We start from the raw sequence: 22,757 nt of genomic DNA, 5'->3' as shown, positions 1-22,757 counted from the left end.
CACTCGGGCGACTGACCCATCGTGTAGAGCTCTGCTGTCGGGGGCCTCTCAGACCGCTCTCAGCAGAGGACGCAATACTCGATCGATGCCGATCCACACCGCGCCGATGCACACCGCGCCGATGCCGGCGGCATGCCCGTAGCGCGGATCGGGCGGCCGCTGAACTTTTCGCTTCACAGCCGCATTCGGATTCTGATCACAAGTTTGGCGGCTCTGGCTGTCGGCGTCAGTGCGCTGGCGATCTATGCCGTCACCGAGCAGTCACTGCGTACGCAGTTGGCCGATCGTGTCAGTCGCAATGCCGATGCACTCATCGCAGGCGCCAGCTCCGGTGTCCCCTCCACGCTGTTCGGTTTCGGAGTCGGCAGCGTCGACGGTCCGGCGATCAAGGTCGCCCTCGTCACCTCGGACGGCGAACTCGTCACCTTCACTGCGCAGTCCCAGCCGTTCACCGGTTCGAACGGTTCACTCGATCAGCCCGAGCAGGCAGTCGCCGACGGGACCTCGGATGTCTCGCTGAGAGAAGTGCGCGGTTACATGTTGACCGCGAAACGTACAGCCTCCGGGGAAACGGTGATGGTCGCCGAGTCCTTGCAGTCGAACAAGCCCCTCCTCGGAAAGCTGACGCTCGCGCTGGTGATGCTCGGGGCGTTCCTCGTCGCTCTCGCAGCCATCGCGGGCGCCGCGGTGGCGCGCACGGGCCTGCGACCCGTCAAACGTCTTCGCAGTGCCACCGAGCGGGTAGCGCGGACGGGGGACTTGGAACCGATCGCGGTGACCGGGGACGACGAACTCGCCTCACTCGCGACCAGTTTCAACGATATGTTGGCCGCGTTGGCCAGATCCGGAGCGCGGCAGAACCGGCTGATCACCGACGCTGCAGAGGAACTGATGGATCCCTTGCAGGCTCTGCGCGCAAAAATCGACACCCTGATGTCTGTCGATTCGGAGGTGTCTTTCGATTCTCAGGTGTCTGTCGATTCTCAGGATCCGCCGACGTTGACTCCGGCCGAGCACGACGCCCTCCGCGCCGGGGTCATGGCCGAGATGGATGTCATCATCGGACTCGTACAGGAACTGGTGGATCAAGCGCGCGACATACCGGAGTCGGCGAGTTCGTGAATCGAAAGCAGTCGCCCGCCGCGTTCGAGGCGACGGTACCGAGTGTGCCGATCATTGGAAATCTCGCGACTTCGACCGCACACGGAGATCCATGAGTTGCAGATGATCTGCCACGACCGTCACCGCACCCTCGGCATTTTGTACCTTGCCCCGTATGAGCAGGGCCGGCGCAGTGAGGGCAAGCTTGCGATACTTGGCCCACAGACCCACCGAGCAGACGACGTTGACCATGCCCGTCTCGTCCTCGAGATTGACGAACGTGACGCCTCCTGCCGTTGCCGGCCGCTGGCGATGCGTCACCGCACCGCCGACAAGAACGCGGTCCCCATCCGGAACCTGAAGCAACCGGTTCGCCGGGAGCACACCCAACGCGTCGAGTCGGTCTCGAAAGAACTGCGTCGGGTAAGAATTGGGTGAGACCCCGGTTGCCCAGACATCGGCCGACGCAAGATCCAGATCGCTCATCCCGGGAAGTACCGGTGCACGAGTCGACGCACCGAGCCCTGGCAGCAGATGCGAGCGCTCCCCCGCGGCCGCCCCTGCCGCCCACAGCGCCTCGCGTCTGGTGATTCCGAAACATCCCAATGCCCCCGCAGTAGCCAAGGACTCCGCTTGCGCCGTCGACAGTTCGACCCTTCCGGTCAGATCGAGAAAGGAGGTGTACGGGCCGCCGAACACTCGCGCTTCCACGATGCGTTCGGCGAGATCCTGCCCGATGTGCCGCACATCGGACAGACCCATCCGAATTTCGAGACCGCCGCCCGAGAGGTCGGCGTACCAGGAACTGGCATTGACGTCGGGGCCGTGCACCTGAACCCCGTGGCGCCGCGCATCGGCGACGAGCGATTGCGGTGAATAGAAGCCCATCGGTTGCGCGCGGAGCAGACCAGCACAGAACGCGGCGGGATGATGCAGCTTGAACCACGACGAATAGAACACGAGAGAGGCGAAACTCTGCGAATGACTTTCGGGGAAACCGAAATTGGCGAACGCGGACAGCTTCTCGTAGATGCGATCGGCAGCGTCACCGGTGATGCCGTGCAGCGTGCGCATGCCGTCGTAGAATCGGTCATGCAACTCGCTCATCTTCTCCGGTGATCGCTTCGACCCCATCGCACGACGCAACTGGTCTGCCTCGGCCGCGCTGAATCCCGCGACGTCGATTGCCATCTGCATCAACTGTTCTTGGAAGAGGGGCACACCGAGGGTTCGGTCGAGTGCCTTCTTCAACGACGGGTGATCGAACGTGACGGGTTCGAGGCCGTTGCGGCGTTTGATGTACGGATGAACCGAGCCTCCCTGGATCGGTCCCGGCCTGATCAACGCCACTTCGACGACGAGATCGTAGAACTCGGACGGCTTGAGCCTGGGTAGCGTCGCCATCTGTGCACGGGACTCGACCTGGAACACACCGACCGAATCGGCTCGCTGCAACATGTCGTAGACGGCCTTCTCGCTCAAGTCGATGTCGGCGAGATCGACGTGGATTTCCTTGTGCTCGGCGACCAGATCCATCATGTAGTGCAGAGCCGACAGCATGCCGAGTCCCAGCATGTCGAATTTGACCAATCCCACTGCAGCACAGTCGTCCTTGTCCCACTGAAGCACACTGCGATTCGCCATCGTCGCCCACTCGACAGGGCACACGTCTGCGATCGGCCGGTCGCAGATGACCATTCCGCCCGAATGAATCCCGAGATGACGAGGAAACCCTTCGATCTGTTGCGCGAGTTCGAGAACGGGCCGCGGGATGTCGCTGTCGTCCTGATCTCCGACCTTGGACCATCTGGTGACCTGTTTGCTCCACGCATCCTGTTGCCCCTGCGAGAATCCGAGAGCACGTGCCATGTCTCGTACCGAGGACTTCCCCCGGTACGTGATCACGTTCGCGACCTGCGCCGCGTACGAACGTCCGTACTTCTCGTAGACGTGCTGAATGGCCTCCTCTCTCCGATCGGACTCGATGTCGACATCGATGTCGGGTGGGCCGTCGCGCTCGGGTGCGAGAAATCGCTCGAACAGCAATTTGTTCGCCACCGGGTCGACGTTGGTGATCCCGATCGCGTAGCAGACAGCCGAATTGGCCGCCGATCCTCTTCCCTGACACAGGATGTCGTGTGTCTTGCAGAACGAGACGATATCGTGCACGACGAGGAAGTACCCGGGAAACTCGAGCTGTTCGATGATGTCGAGTTCGTACTCGATCTGCGCGTACGCCGACGGATGCGACTGCCGTGTGCCGTATCTACGAGCCGCACCGTCGAGCGCGAGCCTGCGCAGAAAACTGATCTCGGTATACCCCGGCGGCACGTCGAACGGCGGAAGCTTGGGCGCGATCAGCTGCAGATCGAATGCACATTCACGGCCGAGATCCACCGAACCCTGCACGGCACCGGGATACTGCTCGAACAACTGCGCCATCTCCGCACCCGACCGCAGGTGTGTCCCGCCGGTCGGCGCAAGCCACCCGGCGGCATCGTCCAAACTGCTCCGAGCACGAACGGCAGCCATCGCCATCGCGAGGCGACGACTCCTGGGCGTCGCATAGTGCGCGGCAGTCGTGGCGACGATCGGAAGGCCGTGGCGTCGAGCCAATTCTGCAAGCGCGTCGTTGCGCTCGTCGTCCTCGGGAATTCCGTGGCACGTGAGTTCGACGCTGACGCGATCGGCACCGAACCTCTCGACGAGATCGCCCAGCGCTGCATCGGCCGCGTCGACCCCGCCTGCATCGAGCGCACGCCGCACATGACCTTTACGGCACCCCGTGAGTATCTGCCAGTGCCCACCGGCGGCATTCGACAACTGGTCGAAATCGTAGTGCGGCTTTCCCTTGACCCCGCCCCGCAGATGCGCAGCGGCGATTTCTCTCGACAGCCGTCGATACCCTTCCTGACCTCGCGCCAACACCAGAAGATGCGTACCGTCCGGGTCCAGCTCGCCTGCCCGCGACCGAGTTGTTCCCAACGACAACTCCGCGCCGAATATCGTTCCGATTCCCAGCGCCTTCGCCGCCTCGGCGAAGCGCACGACGCCGTAGAAGCCGTCGTGATCGGTGATGGCGATGGCCTCGAGACCCAGACGCACCGCCTCCTCGACCATGTCCTCCGGCTGGCTCGCACCGTCGAGAAAACTGAAGGCCGAATGGGCGTGCAGTTCCGTGTACGCCGTCGTTGTGCGCGACGGACGAGAGACTTCCTTCTCGTAGGCCCCGCGTTTGCGTGACCACGCCGGACTGTCACCGCCGTCACCGACAACCTCGGGCTTCGCGGAGGCCGGGCGGCCGGACAACACCCGTTCCATCTCCGACCACGTGGGCGGGCCGTCGTTCCAACCCATGACTCACCCCCTTGAATGATTCATCGAACGTATGTTCCCATTAGACCTCGAGCCACCGACACGAATCAATCGACCACCCATCCACCGATAGGCTCGCCACGAACGAGAGACACCCCCTTCCACAAGAGCCGGAGATCTTCAGTGACACGTTGGGCTTCATTCGTCGTTTCCAGGAAGCGCTGGGTGCTCACCATTGCCGTCGTGCTCGTCGCACTCAGCGGAGTATGGGGGCTCGGTGTGTTCGGCAAGCTCAGCGAAGGCGGCTTCGTCGACCCGGGCAGCGAAGCAGCTCAGGTCAGCTCACTCGTTCAAGGCCTCGGCCAGCAGACACCGGACATCGTTGCCATCTACACCGCGCCCGACGGCAAGACCATCGACGACATCGCCCCCGACGTCGCCGCGGTCCTCGACGACTTCGAGAGCACGTACAACGTCGAGAACGTCACCTCCTACTGGACCGCCGACACGGCCACGAAACAGTTCCTCGTGTCGAAGGACGGAACCAAAGCGCTCGCCACCGTCACGCTCGGACCGAATTCCGGTGTCACGTTCGCCACCTTCGGCGACCTTCCGCCCCAGCTCGAAGTACCCGGAGTCACATCGCAGTTCGCCGGTGGCTCGGTCGTCGGAGTCTCGTTCAGCACCACACTCCAGAACGACCTCGTTCGCTCGGAGGCCATCGCCATCCCGATCACGTTGATCCTGCTGATCGTGATCTTCGGAGGCGTGGTCGCGGCCGCGGTCCCGGTGTTCGTCGGAATTCTCAGCGTCGTCAGCGCTCTCGCGATCCTGCGTGCACTGACGACCGTCACCGAGGTCAGCTCGTTCTCCATCAACGTGGCCTCGCTACTGGGACTCGGGCTGGCCATCGACTACGGGCTGTTCATCGTCAGCAGATACCGCGAAGAGATGCGGGCGGGTAGAACTCCATCCGATGCCGCAGTGCGGACCGTACTCACAGCGGGACGAACCGTCGTCTTCTCCGGCCTTCTACTCATCTGCGCGTTCGCGGGCATGCTCGTCTTCCCCCAGCCGGTGATCAAGTCGCTCGGGTTCGGTGCGATGGCAGCCGTTGCGGGAGCGGCAATCCTGTCGCTGACCGCCGTGCCCGCCCTGCTCGCGATTCTCGGACCGCGCATCAATTCCTGGACCTGGAGCAAGAGCGCCTCCGATCGCGGTGAAGCTCGCGCGCAGAAGTTCTGGGGAGGCGTCGTCACCCGGGTGATGCGCAAGCCCGGCATCGTCGCCGTCGTCATCGTCGCCGGACTGCTCGTGCTGTCCGCGCCGATTCTGAAAGTGACACTCGGCGAGGTCGACTACACCGCGCTCCCCAAGGACGACCCTGCACGCGTCGCCGTCGAGACACTCGCCGACGAGTTCGAGTCCACCGGAGAAGGCGCCGTCGTCGTACTCCGCGGAACGGACGGCACCAAACCACAGGGCGCCCCGATCGCCGACGTCACCCGTCAGGCCCAGGCCGTCGACGGGATCGCGCGCGTCGAGTTCACCGGATCCGCCGAGGATTTCGTTGTCCTTCAGGCCACATACGGCGAGCCTGCCGAAGGAAGCACCGAGGTCGACTCGACCAGCGCCGCAGTTGCCGGACTCCGCGCGATGACGCCGCCGGACGGCACAGAAATACTCGTCGGAGGCGGCAGAGCCCTCGTCGACGACGGCAACGCCGCGGTAGCGAAATGGCTGCCCGTCATGATCGCGATCATGGTGATCTCCACGCTGATTCTGCTGTTCCTCGCATTCGGCTCGATCGTGCTTCCCGTCAAGGCCGTACTGATGGCCGGGCTCAGCCTCGGCGCCACGTTCGGGGTACTGACCTGGGTGTTCCAGGAAGGTCACGGCGCCGACTTCCTCGGCGTGACGCCCGCCCCGCTCGAAGCGACCTTCGTCGTCCTCATCCTTGCGGTCGTCTTCGGACTCTCGACCGACTACGAGGTGTTCCTGATGTCACGCATGGTCGAAGCCCGCGCAACAGGAGCGACGACGGAGGAAGCAGTGGTGATCGGCGCCCAGCGCACCGGACGCATCGTGACCGCCGCGGCCTTGATCCTCATCGTCGTCACCGGCGCCTTCACCATCTCGGATCTGTCGATCATGCGATTCCTCGGGCTCGGCATGATCCTCGCCCTCATCGTCGACGCCACGATCATCCGCATGCTTCTCGTCCCGTCGCTCGTCAAACTGATGGGTGAGGCGAACTGGTGGGCGCCCGCATGGATGAAAAAGGTCCACGAAAAAGTGGGTATCGGGCATTGAGCGCTCGCCCATCGGTGACTCTGGGCTTCTGGGACCTCTGGGGTGACCGAATGTCACCTTCGGTCACCTTCGAGTGAGCGAATGTCACCTTCGGTCACCTTCGAGTGAGCGAATGTCACAGACGGTCACTCTGAGTGACCCGGTGCGCCATTCGCTCCGATCGAAGTACTGAAGGTGACATTCGCTCCAGCAAAAGTGAGCAGATGTGACATTCGCTCACCTCACGGGCTGGCCCCCCAACTTACTTAGGAGTAAGTTCTAGGCCATGGCGAACTACATCGTTACCGGCGGTACGGGATTTCTGGGCCAGAATGTCATCCCTCTTCTACTGGACAGGGATCGGACGGCCGAGGTCCATGTGCTGGTTCGCCCGCAGTCGATCGCGAAGCTGGAACAACAGGTAGCCGAACTCGAGGGTGCGGACAGAGTTCATCCGCTGGTCGGCGATCTCACCGAACCGGCGCTGGGATTGAAGGAAGATCCACAGCACATCGATCACATCATTCATCTCGGGGCGATCTACGACATGACCGCCGGGGACGAGCAGTCGTCGACCAATGTCGACGGCACACGCTCGGTGGTGGAACTCGCGGTACGCATCGGCGCCAGAGTGCACCATGTTTCGTCGATCGCAGTCGCAGGCGACCATCACGGAGTGTTCACCGAGAACGACTTCGACAAAGGCCAGAAGTTCCCGACGGCGTATCACCGTACGAAGTTCGAATCGGAAGAACTGGTCCGCGAATCCGCGGCGGATTGGCGGGTCTACCGGCCGTCGGCGATTCTCGGTCATTCGGAGACCGGTGCGATCGACAAGATCGACGGCCCCTACTTCTTCTTCCCGTTCTTCGCCGAGTTGGCCAAACTTCCCGATGCTCTACCGATGACGGTTCCGAACATCGGGGATACCAACCTCGTCCCGGTCGACTACGTTGCGGCCGCGCTCGTCGAACTGATTTCTCGCAACCCAGCGGGAGAGCGAGTGTTCCATCTCGTCAACTCGGAACCTCAGTCGATGCGTGAGGTGTACACCGCATTCAGCAGAGCAGCGGGATCCAAAGCGAAGGTCATCGGGGTTCCCGGGGCAGTTGCCGCGCCCGTTGTCTCGCCTCGACTCGACGCGGTTCGTACGGGGCGCAATGTGCTGCTGTCGCGGCTCGGTGTGCCGCCGGTCATGCTCGATCACCTCACTCTGCCTACCACGTTCGATTCCGCTTCGACGCAGAAGTCGTTGAGCGGCAGCGGAATCACGCCGCCCCCATTGGCGGCGTACGCCGATACTCTCTGGAAGTACTGGCAGCAGAATCTCGATCCGAATCGTGCTCGTCGTCAGGATCCACGTGGACCTCTCGTCGGACGCCACATCGTCATCACCGGCGGATCCTCGGGGATCGGTCAGGCCAGTGCCGAGGCTGCAGCCCGCAAAGGTGCGACGGTCATCCTGCTGGCCCGTGGCGCCGAACAATTGGAGTCCGTCGTCGCCGGCATCCGCACCCGAGGCGGCGACGCCTACGGCTACCCGTGCGACGTCACCGACACCGAATCCGTCGATCAGACCGTCAAGAGCATCCTGAGCGAACACGGTCATGTCGACATGCTCGTCAACAATGCGGGACGGTCGATTCGGAGGTCGCTGTATCGCTCGACCGACAGGTTGCACGATTTCGAACGAACCATGGCCGTCAACTACTTCGGCGCCGTGCGCTTGGTGCTGGCCTTTCTACCGCACATGCGTCAGCGACGCTTCGGGCACATCGTCAACGTGAGCAGCGCTTCGGTGCAGGGACACACACCCCGCTTCGCCGCCTATGTCGCCAGCAAAGCTGCGCTCGACGGATTCTCCGATGTTGCTGCAGCCGAAACCCTGTCCGATGGAATCACTTTCACGACCATACACATGCCGCTCGTCGCGACGCCGATGATCACCCCGTCCGGTGACAAGAACGTCGGGCCGGTCGCGTCGCCGGAGAAGGCTGCGGCGATGGTGATCCGCGCATTGGTGGACAAGCCGAAGCGCATCGACACACCTCTCGGAACCCTCGGCCAGTTCGGCAGCATTTTCACCCCGAAGGGCAAGGACCGGACGATGCACCAGTTCTACCGCCGATTCCCCGATTCTGCTGCCGCCAAAGGCGAGAAGACCGTGACACCGCTTCCCACCGAGCCCGCACCCGTGCGAGAGTACGACTCGACGACGCCTGCCGCACGCGCCGCGAAATTGGCGCGCAGGCTCGGCAGGCTGGTGCCCGGCGCCAACTGGTGATCAGGTTCGCAGAGCCCGCCACCAGAGGCGCCCGAAACCTGCGCTCAGATAAGCCGAACAACCCAGCGCCAGAGCCCATTTCATGATGCTGACGGCCGAGGTCGCCCGCACGAGCGAATCGGTGATGTGCTCGGGGTGATCGAGCAGATGCAGCCCGACGACGTTCTCGATGTAGTCGCCGGCAGCGGACACTACGGGTGCGACGGCAAGTGCCCGGGCGACAGCGGTATCCAACGGCGCCAGTTCACCGAGGCGCTCCGCTCCTACGCGTAGAGCTACGGCGTAGAGGGCTGGGTGAACGAAATCCGGGTAGTAGTGGCTGCGGAAGCGAGCCGTCTCGGCGGCGTCCATGCTGCCGAGAACCTGGCGGTAACGATCGGCCGACCAGGCGGTCTGTACCTGCAGAACCCGCGGACCTGCCGAACCGAGCAATCGCACGATATTCGCTTGCGAAACAACGAAAATCGCTGACCACACGATGAGGCGAACATCCCTTTTTCCCAGGCGCATAAGCACATGGTAGGGCGTGTTCGTCGTCAAGGATGCCGCATCAGGAACGGCATCACGACGGCCTCGAACTCGCGGTACTTGTCGCGGTGGATGCTGTGGCCGGTACGGAATTTCACGACGGTGCAATCCGGAATCTCCGCTGCCAGTAGGTCCAACCGACTGTTGTCCATCATCCCTCCTGGTCCGCCGCGAAGAACGAGCGTCGATGCGGTGATATCGGACAGCTTCTCCCACCACTGCGAGTTGGGCTGACGGAACTGCACCAGAGCAGGTTTGGTCATCGAGCGATCGAACGCGAAGACCGCACGCGGATGCCTGATGATGCTCGTGCCCGCGTGCCACAGTTCGGTCACCGAGGGGAATCGGCCGGTGAGTGTCGGTGGCGCATCACCGGGCCGAATGGGAATGGGCATCTCCTCGATCACAAGAGACCGGATCGACCGGGGGCGTTCCTGCGCGACGATCGACACTGCGTATCCGCCGAGAGAATGGCCCACCAGATCCGACTGCTCCAGGCCGAGGTGATCGAGTACCGCCGCGATGTCCGTGCCGAAGGAGTCGAACGAGTAATCGTCGGCGTGAGAGCTGCGCCCGTGCCCACGCAGATCGACGGAGATGACGCGACGACCCACCGAAGCGAGCGCCGAGGCGAATCGATCCCATGTACCGCTGTCGCCGCCCATCCCGTGCACCAACACCACCGGAATCGGATCGAGCCCGCCGTAGTCGCGATAGGCGATGTCGACTCCCGCGACGTCGAGTACTTCCACATCCACACTCACCTGACCCAGGCTAACCATTCGAATCACTCGTAGATGCCCTCGACGCGCCATCCGACGGTGTCGTAGACCAACAGCAGGGCACGATTGCCGTCGATGATGACCTGCAGGCGAGCCCCACGCGTGCCGATCGCCGGATCCCACCACCGTTCGTCCACGGACCACGGTCCTGCCCAGCCCAGCAACGTCCACTTCTTGCTCCCCCAACGAAGCAACGTCGGCACTCGATCGAAATCGCCTCGCTCGTCCACGTGCACCGGGGTACCGACGCTGTCCTCGAGTATCACCTCGGGCCGCGTCTCCATCACCGCGGCCGGGGCGGGTTGTGGAAGCTTTCCCGGCCACGGCGCCGACGGATCGAACTGCGGCACCAGTTCGTCTCCCAGCGACCGAAGCGTCACGCGTTCGGCAGGCCCACGGCCGCCACTGAGAACGCCGATCTTCACGGAGTCGCCACCGAGTAGACCTTGCACGCGTACGAGCGCACGTCGAACTCTCTCGTCCTCGTCACCGACACTTCCCCACAGTCCCAACTGAAGCTCACCGGCTGCAACGACCTCGACAGGTTCCAGACGCAGAACGGTGATACCTGCCGTCGGCTTGTTCTCGCTGCGCCCGGTGAGCCAGCCGTCGAGTTGCCAACGCACCCGATCCGCGGTGCCCTCCGGGGTCAACGGTTCGGCGCACCGCCAGATCCGGGAGAGATTCTCTCCGTTCCCAGTGGATGCATGCACCAGGAGCCGTGTACAGGCGACCCCGGCGGCAGCCAGTTTGGTGTGCAGCTTCTCGGCCATACCTCTACCTGCGAATGCTGCGGCATCGACACGATCGATCGGCGGATCGCACGGGTATTCCACGTTCAGATCGGGTGGAAGCGCGCGGGCCGACGGAGGGCGTTCGGGTTCGCCGCGTGCACTTCTGTGCGCCAGCACGGCGTCCGTCCCGAACCGGGATGCGACGTCACCGGCAGTGAGCGCCGCGAATGCTCCGATGGTGCGGATACCGAGGCGGCGCAGCAGGTCGATCAATTCCTCGCGGTCCTGCGCAGCGAGGCTCGGTTCCGCGGCCAGCTCGGCAACCGGCAGCGGAGACAAGAATTTCGCCCCTCCGCCGCGTGGAACGACAACCGCGTGACGTGCAGCGATGACTGCTGTCGTGAGCTCGTCGGCGATCCCGATCTGACACTCGACGCCTGTGCTCGACGCCTGGTCGATCAACCGCTCGGCTGCTGCGTGCTCCGATCCGAAGTACCTACCGACCCCACGTGCACCGAGAATCAGCAACCCGGGACGCAGAATCTCCACCCCGGGAGCCACAGCGTCGATAGCGGCTGCGACAGGCTCGAACAGACGCCCGTCACGATCCGAATCCGCCGTGGCCACGTGCACGTTCGGGCATCGAGCCTGCGCCTCACGACGACGCAATCCTCTACGAACACCCTCGGCGCGTGCCGTTGCCGAGCATGCGATCACACGGTTGCCCGAGGTGACCGCCACCGGATGCGTCGCGGGCAGGTCCGCCACGGCAGCCGCTGCGACAGCAGGCCAATCCGGACACCACAACGCCAGGACACGACTCATGCCAGCACCGCGAGACCGTCCTCGGTCGAATCGACGGCGACATTCCGCCCGGTCGATGCCACCGACCACTCCATACGGCCGTGCTCGGAGCGAAGATCGAAACACGTGGTGCGCGGACGCATCGCCTTGCCCTGCGCCCGCACCTCCAGTTGCAGGTTCCGCAGGCGTCCACGCCCCGAACGCGAGCCGGTACCGACACCTCCGTAACCACGCACCACGGCGTCGAGACGCAGTTCGACGCCATCCCACTGCCCATCCGTCACCAGAAGCGTCGCTCCCTTGCTCCGCGCGCGCGCGACGACGGCACGTGCTCGTGTCGGTGACACCGATCGCCCTCCCAGACCGAGTACGACGAGGTCGAGACCGTCGAGCAGAATCGCCGCCACCTCGACCGGATCGTCGCCCGGATCGGGTACGACGGCCAGCCGATGCAGCTCGGCACCCATCTCGGCGGCAGCGAGCAGACCGAACCTCGGCTGCCCCACCACAGCAACGTGCTTTCCCGACGCCGTGACCGCAGCCACCATGCCGAGCAGCAGCGATCCGGCTCCCGACACCGCAGCCACCGACCCACGTGCCAGACCACCGTGCGGAAGTATCGATGCAAGCGCATCGGGGACCGCGAGAACAGCCCTGCGAGGCCCATCCGGTTGCGGCTCCACCGTCTGCCGGACCTGCGTCTGCTGTGCCTGTCGGACCGAGGGTGAAGGATGAGGCATCGAGCGCGCTTCACTTCGCGATGGAACCGACGCCATCCGTCGTCTCAGGTGCTCGACGCGCTCCGGTAGCGACATCTCTGCCAGAGATGTGTCGGTGGCAGATGCACCGATGGGATCAGACATGTGAACTCCCCGAAAATCGACGAAAAACGAACGCACTAGGGCCGCACCAGAGCCGCCCGAGAGGCAGCGGGGAAGACATGCCTTCGAACAGACTTTCGAACTCCCTTCCAGTAAAGCCGCTCCGCTGATGTACGTCAAGATGAACCTGAAACCGCAGGTCGACACGCCGAGAGGCGCGGTGCCGGTGCGCCGTCGGCACAGAACCGCACAGTCAACTAACCTGTGATCGTGACAGAGCAGAAGCGGGCCGCACGGGTCGTGGGACCCGACTATCTCCTCGCAGGCAGGTACCGCCTCGCATACAAGCTCGGCGGCGGCGGGATGGGCGCGGTCTGGCTGGCGCAGGACACACTGATGGGCCGCAAGGTCGCCGTCAAACAAGTCACCTCCACCGCGGGACTGTCCGACAAAGCTGCCCGCGAGATCCGCAACCGCGCCATGCGTGAGGGCCGGATCGCTGCACGGTTGTCGAGTTCGCACGCCATCGCGATGCACGACGTCGCGATCGAGGACGGCGAACCGTGGCTCGTCATGGAATACATGCCCTCTCGCAGCCTCGCGCAAGCGCTCAACATCACCGATTCACTGCCGCCGTACGAGGTCGCACAGATCGGAGCTCAGGTCGCCGACGCACTCACCGAGGCACACGACGCCGGAATCGTGCACCGCGACATCAAACCGGGCAACATCCTGATCGCCGACCGCGGACGTGAGCTCGGCATCGTCAAGATCAGCGATTTCGGTATCTCTCGCGCCAAAGGGGATGTGGACGAATCGGATTCGTCCGTCATCACCGGAACGCCCGCCTATTTCGCGCCCGAGGTCGCACGCGGGCAGGATCCGACGGAGGCCAGTGACGTCTTCTCCCTCGGCGCGACGCTGTACACGGCGATCGAGGGCAAACCGCCGTTCGACATAGATCAGGATTCCATCGCGCTTCTGCATCGCGTCGCCAAAGGGCAGATCATCCCGCCCACTCGGTCCGGCACTCTCACCGACCCGTTGCTGCACATGCTCGAGCCCGACCCGTCCCGGCGTCCCACGATGGCCCAGGCCCGCGACGAGATCATCGTGCGTGCCATCAGCAGCCGAGGCAGCATCGCGCAACTCCGCGGTGCGCCACTGTCTTCCGCCGACGGCGGTGTTCCCGCGTGGGCGCACCGATCGACACCCGTGTCGGAAACGCGCCGACCGTCCAGAGAATTCGGCAACACCATCGCCGGGCTTCCCGCCGTTCGCTCCGGAGGACTCTCGGACGACAGCCCGAAGCCCTACGCGCCGCCCGCATTCGACCCACCGCGCAAGAAGAATCCGCTCGAGCTCGTCCTCGATCGCATCGACGATGTCGTGGGCGACAAGATCGACGTCTCACCCGCGATAGTCCTCGCTGCCCTGGTCGGTGTGGTCGTTCTGCTCCTCATCGTGCTGATCGCCGTTCTCTGATAGCGCTCAACGTGATTCGAACACGGCGATGGCAATCTGGACCCGATTGGTACATTCGAGTTTCGACAGGATTCGCGAGACATAGGCCTTGACCGTCGCGACGCTCATGTAGAGGTTCGCGCTGATCTCGGCGTTCGACAATCCTCGAGACACCGCAATTGCCACCTCGAGTTCGCGTGCGGTCAACTGTTCCAAGGTATTCCCGGTTGTCCTCGAGCGAGAATCCTGCTCTCGCCATGCCGACACCAGCCTCCCGACGGCGGACGGTGACAGCATCGACTCACCGTCACTCACCCTCTTGACGGCATCGATGATGTCCCGAGGCGGGGTGTCCTTGAGCAGAAAACCGTTCGCTCCCAAACGCAATGCGCGCAGAAGATACTCGTCAGTGTCGAACGTGGTCAACACGAGGATCGCCGACGACCCCGCGTCGGATCGCAGCATCTCGGTTGCAGTCAACCCGTCCATCAGCGGCATCCGGATGTCCATCAGCACAACGTCCGGACGCAGTGTGCGAGCGGCCTCGACGCCCTTCTGCCCGTCCGCGGCCTCACCGACCACTATGATGTCGCTGTCCGACTGCAAGATCATCGACAGACCCGAGCGAACGAGTGCGTCGTCGTCGACGACGAGTACATCGATCATGCGCTCCACGGCAACCATGCTCCCAGGACATAAAATGCCGACCCCGCCTCGATCTTCACTCCGTGTTCCAGCTTGCCACCCGACAGCGTGAGTCGCTCGGTCAAGCCGATCAATCCGGACCGAGAACCAGGAACGTCCGACGCTCGTGACCCGAGCAGATTCGTCAGAGACACCCGTATGTCATCCCCTTCGACCCAGATATGCACGCGCACAGGTGACCCCGACGCATGCTTGCGCGCATTCGTGAGCCCTTCCTGTACGACACGAAACACGTTTCTGCCCGGCGTCGCTGGAACGACGACACTCGAAGGGATCTCGTTCTCGTAATCCACGACGACCCCCACGGTTCGCACCTCGTCGAGCAAAGCTGGAATCGCTGCGATCGACGAACCAGGGCGCACCGGAGGTGAGTCCTCGTCCGAACGAAGCACACCGAGGATCTCACGTAGGTCGTCCAATGCACCGTGCGCACTCGCTCTGATGGTTCCTGCAATCGCCTCGATCTCGGCTCTGTCTGCATCGACGCGCACTTCCAGCGCACCGGCATGCAGACTGACCATCGAAATCCTGTGCGCCAGAGCGTCGTGCATCTCCCTGGCGATCCGCTCCCGTTCCTGTCCACGCACTCGATCGGCTCGCTCCAGCGCTGCAGTCTCAGCCCTCTCCGCGCGATCTCGCAACGAGTCGATCACCTCTCGTCGCGCTTTGACGACCATCCCCCATGTAGTCGGAATACTGAGCAGCGCAAGACTAAGAACCATCTCCGCGTAGAAGGATCGACCGTCCTCGAAGATCCTGAGCCAGAACGCGGACGCGACGAGATGAACCGATACGAGAGCGACCGTGACCCGCCACGAATCGCGCGAGGCAACCGTGTAGATCGCGACGAGTGCAGCACCACCGACCGCATCGGTGAGCAGTGTCGGAACCGCGAGCATCAACGCAATTGCCACCGGCCACCGACGCCTCCACCACAGCATTGTGGACGACGCCAGCGAAAGACAGATCACAAGAAGGGTTTTCGAATCCGAGAGCGAGGTAGGAAGATCCGCCACCACGAGCCACGCAACAGCAAGCGCGAACAGAATCCCGCCGATGTCCCACCAGCGTTCACGCCGCCGAGCCCGCGGTGTCACGGCCGCACCAGAGGTCGCCAGTACTGACTGCTCTTCCTGTCTCGAACCACGATTCCCAACCTGTCCAGTTCGACACGTAACTCTGACACATCAGTACGAGACTTCTTCTCCAACGCCTTCTCTCGTGCACGCATCACCGCATTGATCTCCGCGGGGAGCGCAGGAGTGTCAGGAACCCAACGCTGATACAAGCTCTCGTAGGGGTCACCGTCGACGAACGAATATCCGTGCGACGTGAACACCTGCTCCACGGCATGCGCTTTCTCCTCGATCGGAGCGCGAACGACCTGTCGGGATGCCGAGTCGAGAACCACGAGCTCTTTACCGTCGACGAACACGGTCGCTGCCTCCGACCGGTCGAATCCCGTGGTCTCCCCGTCCTGAGTCACGCGAATTCCCGACTCGGCGACGACGACCCTGAGGCTTTCGTACAACGCAACCGCCACGAACGCGGCACCCACCGCGACCCCCACGGCCGCGAAGACGTACGGCACCCACCACGACGACCACGAGGCGACGAGTTCGAATGGGCCCTGGAAGGGAACCCATGCCAGCGTCGTCACCCACGATGCGAAACGCGGAAGAAAGAACCCGAGAACTCCGCCGACGAGGGGTGCGGCGACGCCGAGAAATATACGGTCACCGGTCGAGAGCCACAGAACGGACTCGTTCTTCTCTGCCATGACAGAAACGCTAGTGTGCACGTGGCGAGCCCAGAAGTCTCCGAAAGTCTAATCTTCCAGTTCAGTCGATACGACGATTGTGCGCCCATCTCGTCAGCGCGTTCCTGTTCGACTGCTGGGTCTTTCGGAGCACGTTCGAGGCGTGGGTCTCGACGGTCTTGACCGAGATGAACAGATCCTCGGCTATCTCCCGGTAGGTGTACCCACGCGCGAGGAGCCTGAGCACCTCTAGCTCACGAGGCGTCAGCGAATCCAGTTCGGGGTCGAGCGGGGGTTCGGGAGCATTCGACTTTCCGGTGAACGAGTCGAGCACGAAACCTGCCAGGCGCGGGGAGAACACCGCATCTCCCCCGGCGACGCGTCGTACACCGTCGGCGAGCTCGGAGCCCGAGATCGTTTTCGTGACATACCCGCGCGCCCCAGCCCGGATGACGGCGATGACATCCTCGGCCGCATCGGACACCGACAACGCCAGACACACCGGACCTGCGGAGATGCGGCTCAGGACGGCGACGCCTCCGCCGTCGGGCATGTGCACATCGAGCAGCACGACGTCCGGCTTCGTCGACTCGATCCCGGCAATCGCGTCGGCGACTCCCCCAGCCTCTCCTACGACCTCGATATCGGTCTCCCGCCCCAGCTCGGTGCGAACTCCTGACCGAAAGACTGCATGATCGTCGACTAGAAAGACACGGAAGGTGTCGGTCACCTGGGCTGCTCCTGCGGTATCGGTTGGGTGGTCTCGGTTCGATTCTGCCTCGAAGTATCCCTGCTGCCACCGTCCCGTGGCATCAGGATTCGAACCTCGGTTCCCTTTCCGACGCCGGAGCGCACCGACACCTCGCCACCACGGCGCTCGACCCTGCCACGAATGGACTTGGCGAGGCCTTGGCGATCGACCGGCACGAGATTTTCGTCGAACCCGGTGCCGCGATCACGAACGAACACCGTCACCTTGTCGTCCTCGGTTTCGGCGAACAGGTCGATGTTGGTCTCCCCCGAGTGTTTCGCCGCGTTGACGAGGGCTTCGCGGGTGGCTCCCAGCAGGGCGGTGAAGATCTCGCGAGACAGACCGGAATCCGAATCGTCGGGTGCCAACTGCACATCACCGACGGTGATGGGACGGACCGTGACGCCGTGCTGGTCCTCGACCTCACCGGAGATGGTCTTCAGCGCTTCGGCGAGAGACGAATGATCCGGATCCCCGCCCTCGAACAACCACTTGCGCAGCTCACGCTCCTGCCCACGCGCAAGCCGCATCACCTCCTGTGGCTGATCCGATTGCTTCTGGATCAGTGCGAGCGTCTGCAGTACCGAATCGTGCAGGTGCGACGCGATTTCCTCCCGCTCGTCGTTGCGGATACGCGCCGATCGCTCCGCGTTCAACGTCCGCCACATCCGTAGCCACAGGGGAACGGTCAGCAACGCGGCACCCACCAGCGTGACGATCACCGCGAGCAGCGAGGAACGCACCGACGCCAGATCGACCTGTGCCAGGACGACGACGCCGAGTCCCAGCACGATCAGCGTGGCGCCGCCGACGACACGCGCCCAGCTCAGCACCGTCGGCTTCTTGGGCATGCCGAGAACCGAACGTGGCCCTTCCGAGTCGAACTCGCGCCACACCAGCGCCGCACCCACGATCACCACGACGAGCGGCACCAGCACCGATGCCGCAGTACCGTTCAGCAACCAGGCCAACGCCGCGGCCAGCCCGAGGCCGACGGCAGCGAGACCGAGCGCTCGCTGCCGTTCGGCGCTGCTGGGTCGATCGACGTCGTCGCCCGCGGGGCTGAAGATCCACAGCAGGCCGTAGGCGAAAATCCCCGCACCCGCCATGATTGCCAGCAACGCGAACGCGACGCGAACCTTGAACACGTCGACACCGAGGTGATCGGCCACTCCGCCGGCGACGCCACCCACGATGCGTCCACCACCACGCCGATGGAACTTGGCGGGCTCGTAGCCTCCTGGCGAGGCTGCTTGGTTGACAGGGTGCACAGTACGATCCTGGCACGATCGGCTCCCCGTCCGCATCAGGGCTTCCCCTGATCTACCCCGCTATCGGCGACTCACGCACGCCATTCCGCGGTGCGGACTTCGCTCGCCTCGGCAAGTGCCTTCTTCACGCCGTCGGCGTCGTAATCCTTTCCGTATACCGGAGTGCCGGGCTGCTGACGCCACGATTGTTCGACGGTGCCCGCGTCGACGGGATCGAACCCGAGTGCATCCACGACGTCGAACACGAGCTTCTTCCCGGCGCCGTCGGCGCCCGCGACGGGCAGCGCGATACGTCCCGCCGAGCCCGCCGGTGCACCCTTCTCCAACAGATGCTTCCAGAAGATGCCGTTGAACACCTTCACGACGTCACCGGCCCGCGATCCGAGATGTTCGGCGACCCAGGCAGTTTCGGTCTTGCCGTTCTCGATCTCTGCGATCAGGCCATCGCGCTGCTGCGGATAGTAGTTGTTGGTCTCGATGATCGGAGCTCCCGGCTTGGCCGACTCGACGATCGTGCTCGGCAGATCAGGCGTGTTCTTCTGCGGGATGCTCACGATCACCAGATCCGCGTCCTCGGCGGCCTCGGTGTTCAGAACCGCGTGCGCGCCCGTCTCGGCTGCGAGTTCCGCGAGAGTCTCGGGTGCGCGAGAGTTCGACACCCTCACCTCGTGCCCCAGAGCCGTCAGCTTGCGGGTGAGAGTTCCTCCGATGAATCCTGCTCCGATGATTCCGATCTTCACTTCGCCTCCTGTATGAATTCGACACGACCTTCCCCTAACCCAAGCGACTTCGGCGGCGAGTTCATTCCTGGCCCCGACTCCGAAGATCAGGGCGATCCCTGATGTTTTCGGCGCGCACGACGACCACGATGGTTCTATGAGCAACGCAACCGTCTCCGAACAGCTTCAGCAGATGTGGCGCACTCGTCCGTATCGGTTGCCTCAGCGGGGCCACATAGCGGGCGTCGCGGCAGGAATCGGATATCGATACAACGTCGATCCGGTCCTGGTACGAGTCGCACTGGTAGTAGGGACGATCTTCGGCGGCGCCGGAATCGTTCTCTACCTCGCGGCCTGGCTCCTCTTCAGCAAGGCAGGCGATTCGGCATCGCCTGCGGAGTCCCTCGTCGGCAAGGGCAGCAGTTCCGAATCCAACACCAAGATAGTGGTGTTGGTCGTCGCCCTCGCCATCGCTGTGACGACGCTGGGACCTGTCGGAGTCGGGCTGGGCGGTTCCGGGCTCATCAGTATGCTCGCGCTGCTCGCTGGACTGTGGCTCCTGCATCAGCGACAGCCGGAACCTCCCGCTTTCCTGCCCGGCGGAACCCAGACGTATCCCCAGCAGGGATTCCCGATCTCGTTCAACTCCCCGTACACCCCGAACCCGTGGGCAGGCGCTCACTATCGGCCGCCGCAATACGACGCGCAATCGGCCTCGTACGACCGCTACACCCCGTACACGACGCTGCCGAAGAGCTACGTCCCGACGCCACCGCCCGCGCGACCCACGTCCGAGCCGGCGAAAGACGTCGATCTCACCAAGTCGACCGAACCGACGACCGACAAGTCGACCGACACGTCGACGACCGACGACCGAGCCGCCGAGCCGCAACCGACACCGCCGTCGTGGGACCCCCTCGGCGTCGCGCCCTTCGCGTGGGATCTACCCGAACCGGCGGCAGTCGACACACCCGCGGTCATCGACAAGAAGAAGCGCTCCCGGTGGACCTCCAGCTTCATCGGTCTGGCACTGTTGGCGGCCGCGATCACCGGAGCCGTCGCAGCGGCAACGGAATCGGAGTGGCTGTCCCCGGCCCGCATCGCAGCCGTCGCACTCGCAGTCGTGGGTATCGGACTGGTCGTCGGGGCGTTCCTCCGCAAGGGCTATGGATTGCTCGTCGTGACAGGTCCACTGCTCGCGTTCGTGATCCTCGCCTCGATCATCGGCCCCATTCAGTTCGACGAACAGTACTCGGGACAGCACAATTTCGCCCCGACCACGCTCGCTGATCTACAGCCGACCTACACGGTGCAGGGTGGAGAGCTCGAGCTCGATCTGCGCGGACTCACACTGACCGAGGACAGGACCATTTCGGTCGACGTCACAGCGGGCAACGCCACCGTCTACGTCCCCGAGAGCATGAACCTCGAAACCGACTGCACGTCCCTGATGGCGAGCACCGACTGCGGTCCCTCCGGTCTGCAGCAAGGAAACTCACCCGACAACCACTCGGTCCTGCGGATCGACGGGTTCGCTCGGGCCGGAAATCTGGAGGTCTTCCATGGGTGAGAAGTGGCAGTACGGCGACAGCGACTCCGACACCACCGAGGAGAACCAGGCACGCACTCGTCCGTCCGCGGTGCTCTTCCTCGTCGGTCTCGCTGCCCTCGTCGTCAGCGTCAGTGCACTGATCGGGCCGGCGGCGATCGATACTCTCGGCGACGTCCAGTTCCGTTGGGTGTTCGTCGTCGTCGCCATCGTGGTGGGCCTCGCCCTGCTACTCGCGCCGACGCGTAGAGGCAGAAGCTAGGAACTCACTCCCACTCGATGGTGCCCGGCGGCTTGCTCGTCACGTCGAGAACGACTCGGTTGACCTCCGGAACCTCGTTGGTCACCCGAGTCGAAATGGTTTCCAGGACCTCGTACGGCAACCGCGTCCAATCGGCTGTCATGGCGTCCTCGCTCGATACCGGACGCAGCACGATCGGGTGACCGTAAGTCCGGCCGTCGCCCTGCACCCCGACGCTCCGGACGTCGGCGAGCAGCACGACGGGGCACTGCCAGATCTGGTTGTCGAGATCGGCCATCGTCAGCTCTTCACGCACGATCGAGTCGGCATGGCGCAGCGTCGCCAGACGGTCGCGGGTGATCTCGCCGACGATACGGATGGCGAGTCCGGGGCCGGGAAACGGTTGGCGTCCGACTATGTCCTCGGGAAGCCCGAGTTCCCTTCCGACAGCACGGACTTCGTCCTTGAACAGCGTTCGCAACGGCTCGACGAGCGTGAACTGCAGGTCGTCGGGCAGCCCGCCCACGTTGTGGTGACTCTTGATGTTCGCGGTCCCCGAACCACCGCCCGACTCGACCACGTCGGGGTACAGGGTTCCCTGCACGAGGAAGTCGACCTCGGCACCGTGAGAGGCGTTCTCACCCAACACTTCGGCCACCGCACCCTCGAAGCTGCGGATGAACTCACGCCCGATGATCTTGCGCTTCTCCTCGGGATCGGAGACCCCTTCGAGAGCTCCGAGGAACGTGTCGACGGCGTCGACGGTGACGAGCTTGGCGCCCGTCGCTGCCACGAAGTCCTGCTGGACCTGCTCACGCTCGCCCTCGCGGAGGAGCCCGTGATCGACGAACACACACGTCAGGCGGTCGCCGATGGCTCGCTGGACGAGAGCCGCCGCCACTGCGGAATCGACGCCTCCGGACAGGCCGCAGATGGCGTGACCGCTCTCACCGATCTGCTCCTGGACCTGCTCGACGAGGGCGTCGGCGATGTTCGCGGCGGTCCAGTCGGCCTTGATGCCCGCGGTCTCGTGCAGGAAGCGGCTGAGAACCTGCTGGCCGTGGGGGGAATGGAGAACCTCGGGGTGGTACTGGACGCCCGCCAGCCGACGCTCGACGTTCTCGAATGCCGCGACGGGTGCGCCCGCGCTGGTGGCGGTGACCGTGAATCCGTCGGGTGCCTCCGTGACCGCATCCCCGTGGCTCATCCAGACCGGTTGTGTGGCGGGCAGACCGTCGTGCAGCACTCCGCCGTCGACAGTGAGCTGGGTGCGTCCGTATTCGCGAGTACCGGTGTGCGCCACGGTGCCGCCGAGAGCCTGAGCCATCGCCTGGAAGCCGTAGCAGATCCCGAACACCGGCACATCGAGGTCGAAGATCTTGGCATCGAGGGCGGGTGCGCCCTCGGCGTAGACGCTCGACGGTCCGCCGGACAGCACCAGTGCGATGGGGTTCTTCTCGGCGATCTCCTCGATCGAGGCCGTATGCGAAATCACTTCGGAGTACACATTGGCCTCGCGAACTCGGCGCGCGATCAACTGTGCGTACTGGGCACCGAAGTCGACGACGAGTACTGGCCTGGGCAGGGCGGGGTCGGGCTGCTGCGTAGCGGTCACCGGCTCAGTCTATTGCGCGCCG

Annotated in this window: 19 protein-coding genes; 6 read left to right on the top strand and 13 right to left on the bottom strand. The window is 63.9% G+C overall.

Annotation, left to right across the window (positions count from 1 at the left end):
- Nucleotides 1-48 precede the first annotated feature (48 nt).
- Entirely contained in the window at nt 49-177 is a 129-nt protein-coding gene (locus RY1_RS30890) for a hypothetical protein (protein WP_281250012.1), read from the bottom strand.
- 27 nt (nt 178-204) lie between these two features.
- Between RY1_RS30890 and RY1_RS24445 the strand changes: the two genes are divergently transcribed.
- A complete protein-coding gene (locus tag RY1_RS24445) occupies nt 205-1,122 on the top strand; it encodes a HAMP domain-containing protein (RefSeq protein ID WP_245819925.1) in 918 nt (305 codons plus the stop codon).
- 51 nt (nt 1,123-1,173) lie between these two features.
- On the opposite strand, the gene RY1_RS24440 is transcribed toward RY1_RS24445, so the two are convergent.
- Nucleotides 1,174-4,458, bottom strand: a complete 3,285-nt coding sequence (locus RY1_RS24440; RefSeq protein ID WP_072806639.1) for an error-prone DNA polymerase — start codon at nt 4,456-4,458, stop codon at nt 1,174-1,176.
- 141 nt (nt 4,459-4,599) lie between these two features.
- Here RY1_RS24440 and RY1_RS24435 point away from each other — a divergent pair, with 141 nt between their 5' ends.
- The gene (locus RY1_RS24435) at nt 4,600-6,729 is read left to right on the top strand and encodes an MMPL family transporter (RefSeq protein ID WP_072806638.1); all 2,130 of its coding nucleotides are present in this window, start codon (nt 4,600-4,602) and stop codon (nt 6,727-6,729) included.
- A gap of 265 nt (nt 6,730-6,994) precedes the next feature.
- Entirely contained in the window at nt 6,995-8,992 is a 1,998-nt protein-coding gene (locus tag RY1_RS24430; RefSeq protein WP_072806637.1) for an SDR family oxidoreductase, read from the top strand.
- Here RY1_RS24430 and RY1_RS24425 read toward each other — a convergent pair whose 3' ends face one another.
- The 4 genes from RY1_RS24425 to imuA' are packed head-to-tail and all read right to left on the bottom strand — an operon-like array spanning nt 8,993 to nt 12,703.
- A complete protein-coding gene (locus tag RY1_RS24425; RefSeq protein WP_072806636.1) occupies nt 8,993-9,502 on the bottom strand; it encodes a hypothetical protein in 510 nt (169 codons plus the stop codon).
- A gap of 26 nt (nt 9,503-9,528) precedes the next feature.
- Nucleotides 9,529-10,284 (bottom strand): alpha/beta fold hydrolase, encoded by a 756-nt coding sequence (locus RY1_RS24420; protein ID WP_371829505.1) that lies wholly within the window; start codon nt 10,282-10,284, stop codon nt 9,529-9,531.
- A gap of 23 nt (nt 10,285-10,307) precedes the next feature.
- Nucleotides 10,308-11,861 carry a DNA polymerase Y family protein gene (locus tag RY1_RS24415; protein WP_072806635.1) on the bottom strand — a complete coding sequence of 518 codons (1,554 nt, stop codon included), beginning with the start codon at nt 11,859-11,861 and terminating at the stop codon, nt 10,308-10,310.
- Complete coding sequence (imuA', locus tag RY1_RS24410) at nt 11,858-12,703, bottom strand: DnaE2-dependent mutagenesis accessory factor ImuA' (protein ID WP_139279975.1); 846 nt, start codon at nt 12,701-12,703, stop codon at nt 11,858-11,860. The genes RY1_RS24415 and imuA' overlap by 4 nt, the downstream gene beginning before the upstream one ends.
- A 228-nt stretch (nt 12,704-12,931) precedes the next feature.
- On the opposite strand from imuA', the gene RY1_RS24405 reads away from it, so the two are divergent.
- Nucleotides 12,932-14,146, top strand: coding sequence for a serine/threonine-protein kinase (locus RY1_RS24405; protein ID WP_174565463.1), 1,215 nt, complete (start codon nt 12,932-12,934; stop codon nt 14,144-14,146).
- Nucleotides 14,147-14,152: 6 nt separating this feature from the next.
- Here RY1_RS24405 and RY1_RS24400 read toward each other — a convergent pair whose 3' ends face one another.
- The 6 genes from RY1_RS24400 to RY1_RS24375 all read right to left on the bottom strand — a co-directional run bounded on the left by RY1_RS24400 (nt 14,153) and on the right by RY1_RS24375 (nt 19,495).
- Complete coding sequence (locus tag RY1_RS24400; RefSeq protein WP_245819923.1) at nt 14,153-14,791, bottom strand: response regulator transcription factor; 639 nt, start codon at nt 14,789-14,791, stop codon at nt 14,153-14,155.
- A complete protein-coding gene (locus RY1_RS24395) occupies nt 14,788-15,927 on the bottom strand; it encodes a sensor histidine kinase (protein ID WP_084727807.1) in 1,140 nt (379 codons plus the stop codon). The genes RY1_RS24400 and RY1_RS24395 overlap by 4 nt, the downstream gene beginning before the upstream one ends.
- Entirely contained in the window at nt 15,924-16,610 is a 687-nt protein-coding gene (locus RY1_RS24390) for a YqeB family protein (protein ID WP_072806631.1), read from the bottom strand. The genes RY1_RS24395 and RY1_RS24390 overlap by 4 nt, the downstream gene beginning before the upstream one ends.
- Before the next feature lie 61 nt (nt 16,611-16,671).
- Nucleotides 16,672-17,319: a response regulator gene (locus RY1_RS24385; protein WP_072806630.1), complete on the bottom strand. Its 648-nt coding sequence runs from the start codon at nt 17,317-17,319 to the stop codon at nt 16,672-16,674.
- The gene (locus RY1_RS24380; RefSeq protein WP_072806629.1) at nt 17,316-18,611 is read right to left on the bottom strand and encodes an ATP-binding protein; all 1,296 of its coding nucleotides are present in this window, start codon (nt 18,609-18,611) and stop codon (nt 17,316-17,318) included. Before RY1_RS24380 ends, RY1_RS24385 begins: the two co-directional genes overlap by 4 nt.
- Before the next feature lie 71 nt (nt 18,612-18,682).
- Nucleotides 18,683-19,495 (bottom strand): NADPH-dependent F420 reductase, encoded by an 813-nt coding sequence (locus RY1_RS24375; RefSeq protein WP_281250011.1) that lies wholly within the window; start codon nt 19,493-19,495, stop codon nt 18,683-18,685.
- Here RY1_RS24375 and RY1_RS24370 point away from each other — a divergent pair.
- Both RY1_RS24370 and RY1_RS24365 read left to right on the top strand, forming a co-directional pair.
- Complete coding sequence (locus RY1_RS24370; protein WP_072806628.1) at nt 19,488-20,900, top strand: PspC domain-containing protein; 1,413 nt, start codon at nt 19,488-19,490, stop codon at nt 20,898-20,900. The two genes, RY1_RS24375 and RY1_RS24370, sit on opposite strands and share 8 nt — an antisense overlap.
- Nucleotides 20,893-21,141 (top strand): hypothetical protein, encoded by a 249-nt coding sequence (locus RY1_RS24365; RefSeq protein ID WP_072806627.1) that lies wholly within the window; start codon nt 20,893-20,895, stop codon nt 21,139-21,141. Before RY1_RS24370 ends, RY1_RS24365 begins: the two co-directional genes overlap by 8 nt.
- Nucleotides 21,142-21,145: 4 nt before the next feature.
- Here the strand turns inward: RY1_RS24365 and guaA are convergent, their stop codons facing one another.
- The gene (gene guaA, locus RY1_RS24360) at nt 21,146-22,735 is read right to left on the bottom strand and encodes a glutamine-hydrolyzing GMP synthase (protein ID WP_072806626.1); all 1,590 of its coding nucleotides are present in this window, start codon (nt 22,733-22,735) and stop codon (nt 21,146-21,148) included.
- Nucleotides 22,736-22,757: the final 22 nt, after the last annotated feature.

This window comes from Rhodococcus yunnanensis NBRC 103083 (genome assembly GCF_001895005.1).
GTDB classification, from domain to species: Bacteria; Actinomycetota; Actinomycetes; order Mycobacteriales; family Mycobacteriaceae; genus Rhodococcoides; species Rhodococcoides yunnanense.
This window is presented reverse-complemented; position numbering and strand designations above follow the sequence as displayed.

Coding starts and splice junctions, on each gene's coding strand:
- RY1_RS24440 (WP_072806639.1), bottom strand. CDS start 4,458: ATGGGTTGGAACGACGGCCCGCCCACGTGGTCGGAGATGGAACGGGTG.
- RY1_RS24430 (WP_072806637.1), top strand. CDS start 6,995: ATGGCGAACTACATCGTTACCGGCGGTACGGGATTTCTGGGCCAGAAT.
- RY1_RS24425 (WP_072806636.1), bottom strand. CDS start 9,502: ATGCGCCTGGGAAAAAGGGATGTTCGCCTCATCGTGTGGTCAGCGATT.
- RY1_RS24415 (WP_072806635.1), bottom strand. CDS start 11,861: ATGAGTCGTGTCCTGGCGTTGTGGTGTCCGGATTGGCCTGCTGTCGCA.
- imuA' (WP_139279975.1), bottom strand. CDS start 12,703: ATGTCTGATCCCATCGGTGCATCTGCCACCGACACATCTCTGGCAGAG.
- RY1_RS24400 (WP_245819923.1), bottom strand. CDS start 14,791: ATGATCGATGTACTCGTCGTCGACGACGACGCACTCGTTCGCTCGGGT.
- RY1_RS24390 (WP_072806631.1), bottom strand. CDS start 16,610: ATGGCAGAGAAGAACGAGTCCGTTCTGTGGCTCTCGACCGGTGACCGT.
- RY1_RS24370 (WP_072806628.1), top strand. CDS start 19,488: ATGAGCAACGCAACCGTCTCCGAACAGCTTCAGCAGATGTGGCGCACT.
- RY1_RS24365 (WP_072806627.1), top strand. CDS start 20,893: ATGGGTGAGAAGTGGCAGTACGGCGACAGCGACTCCGACACCACCGAG.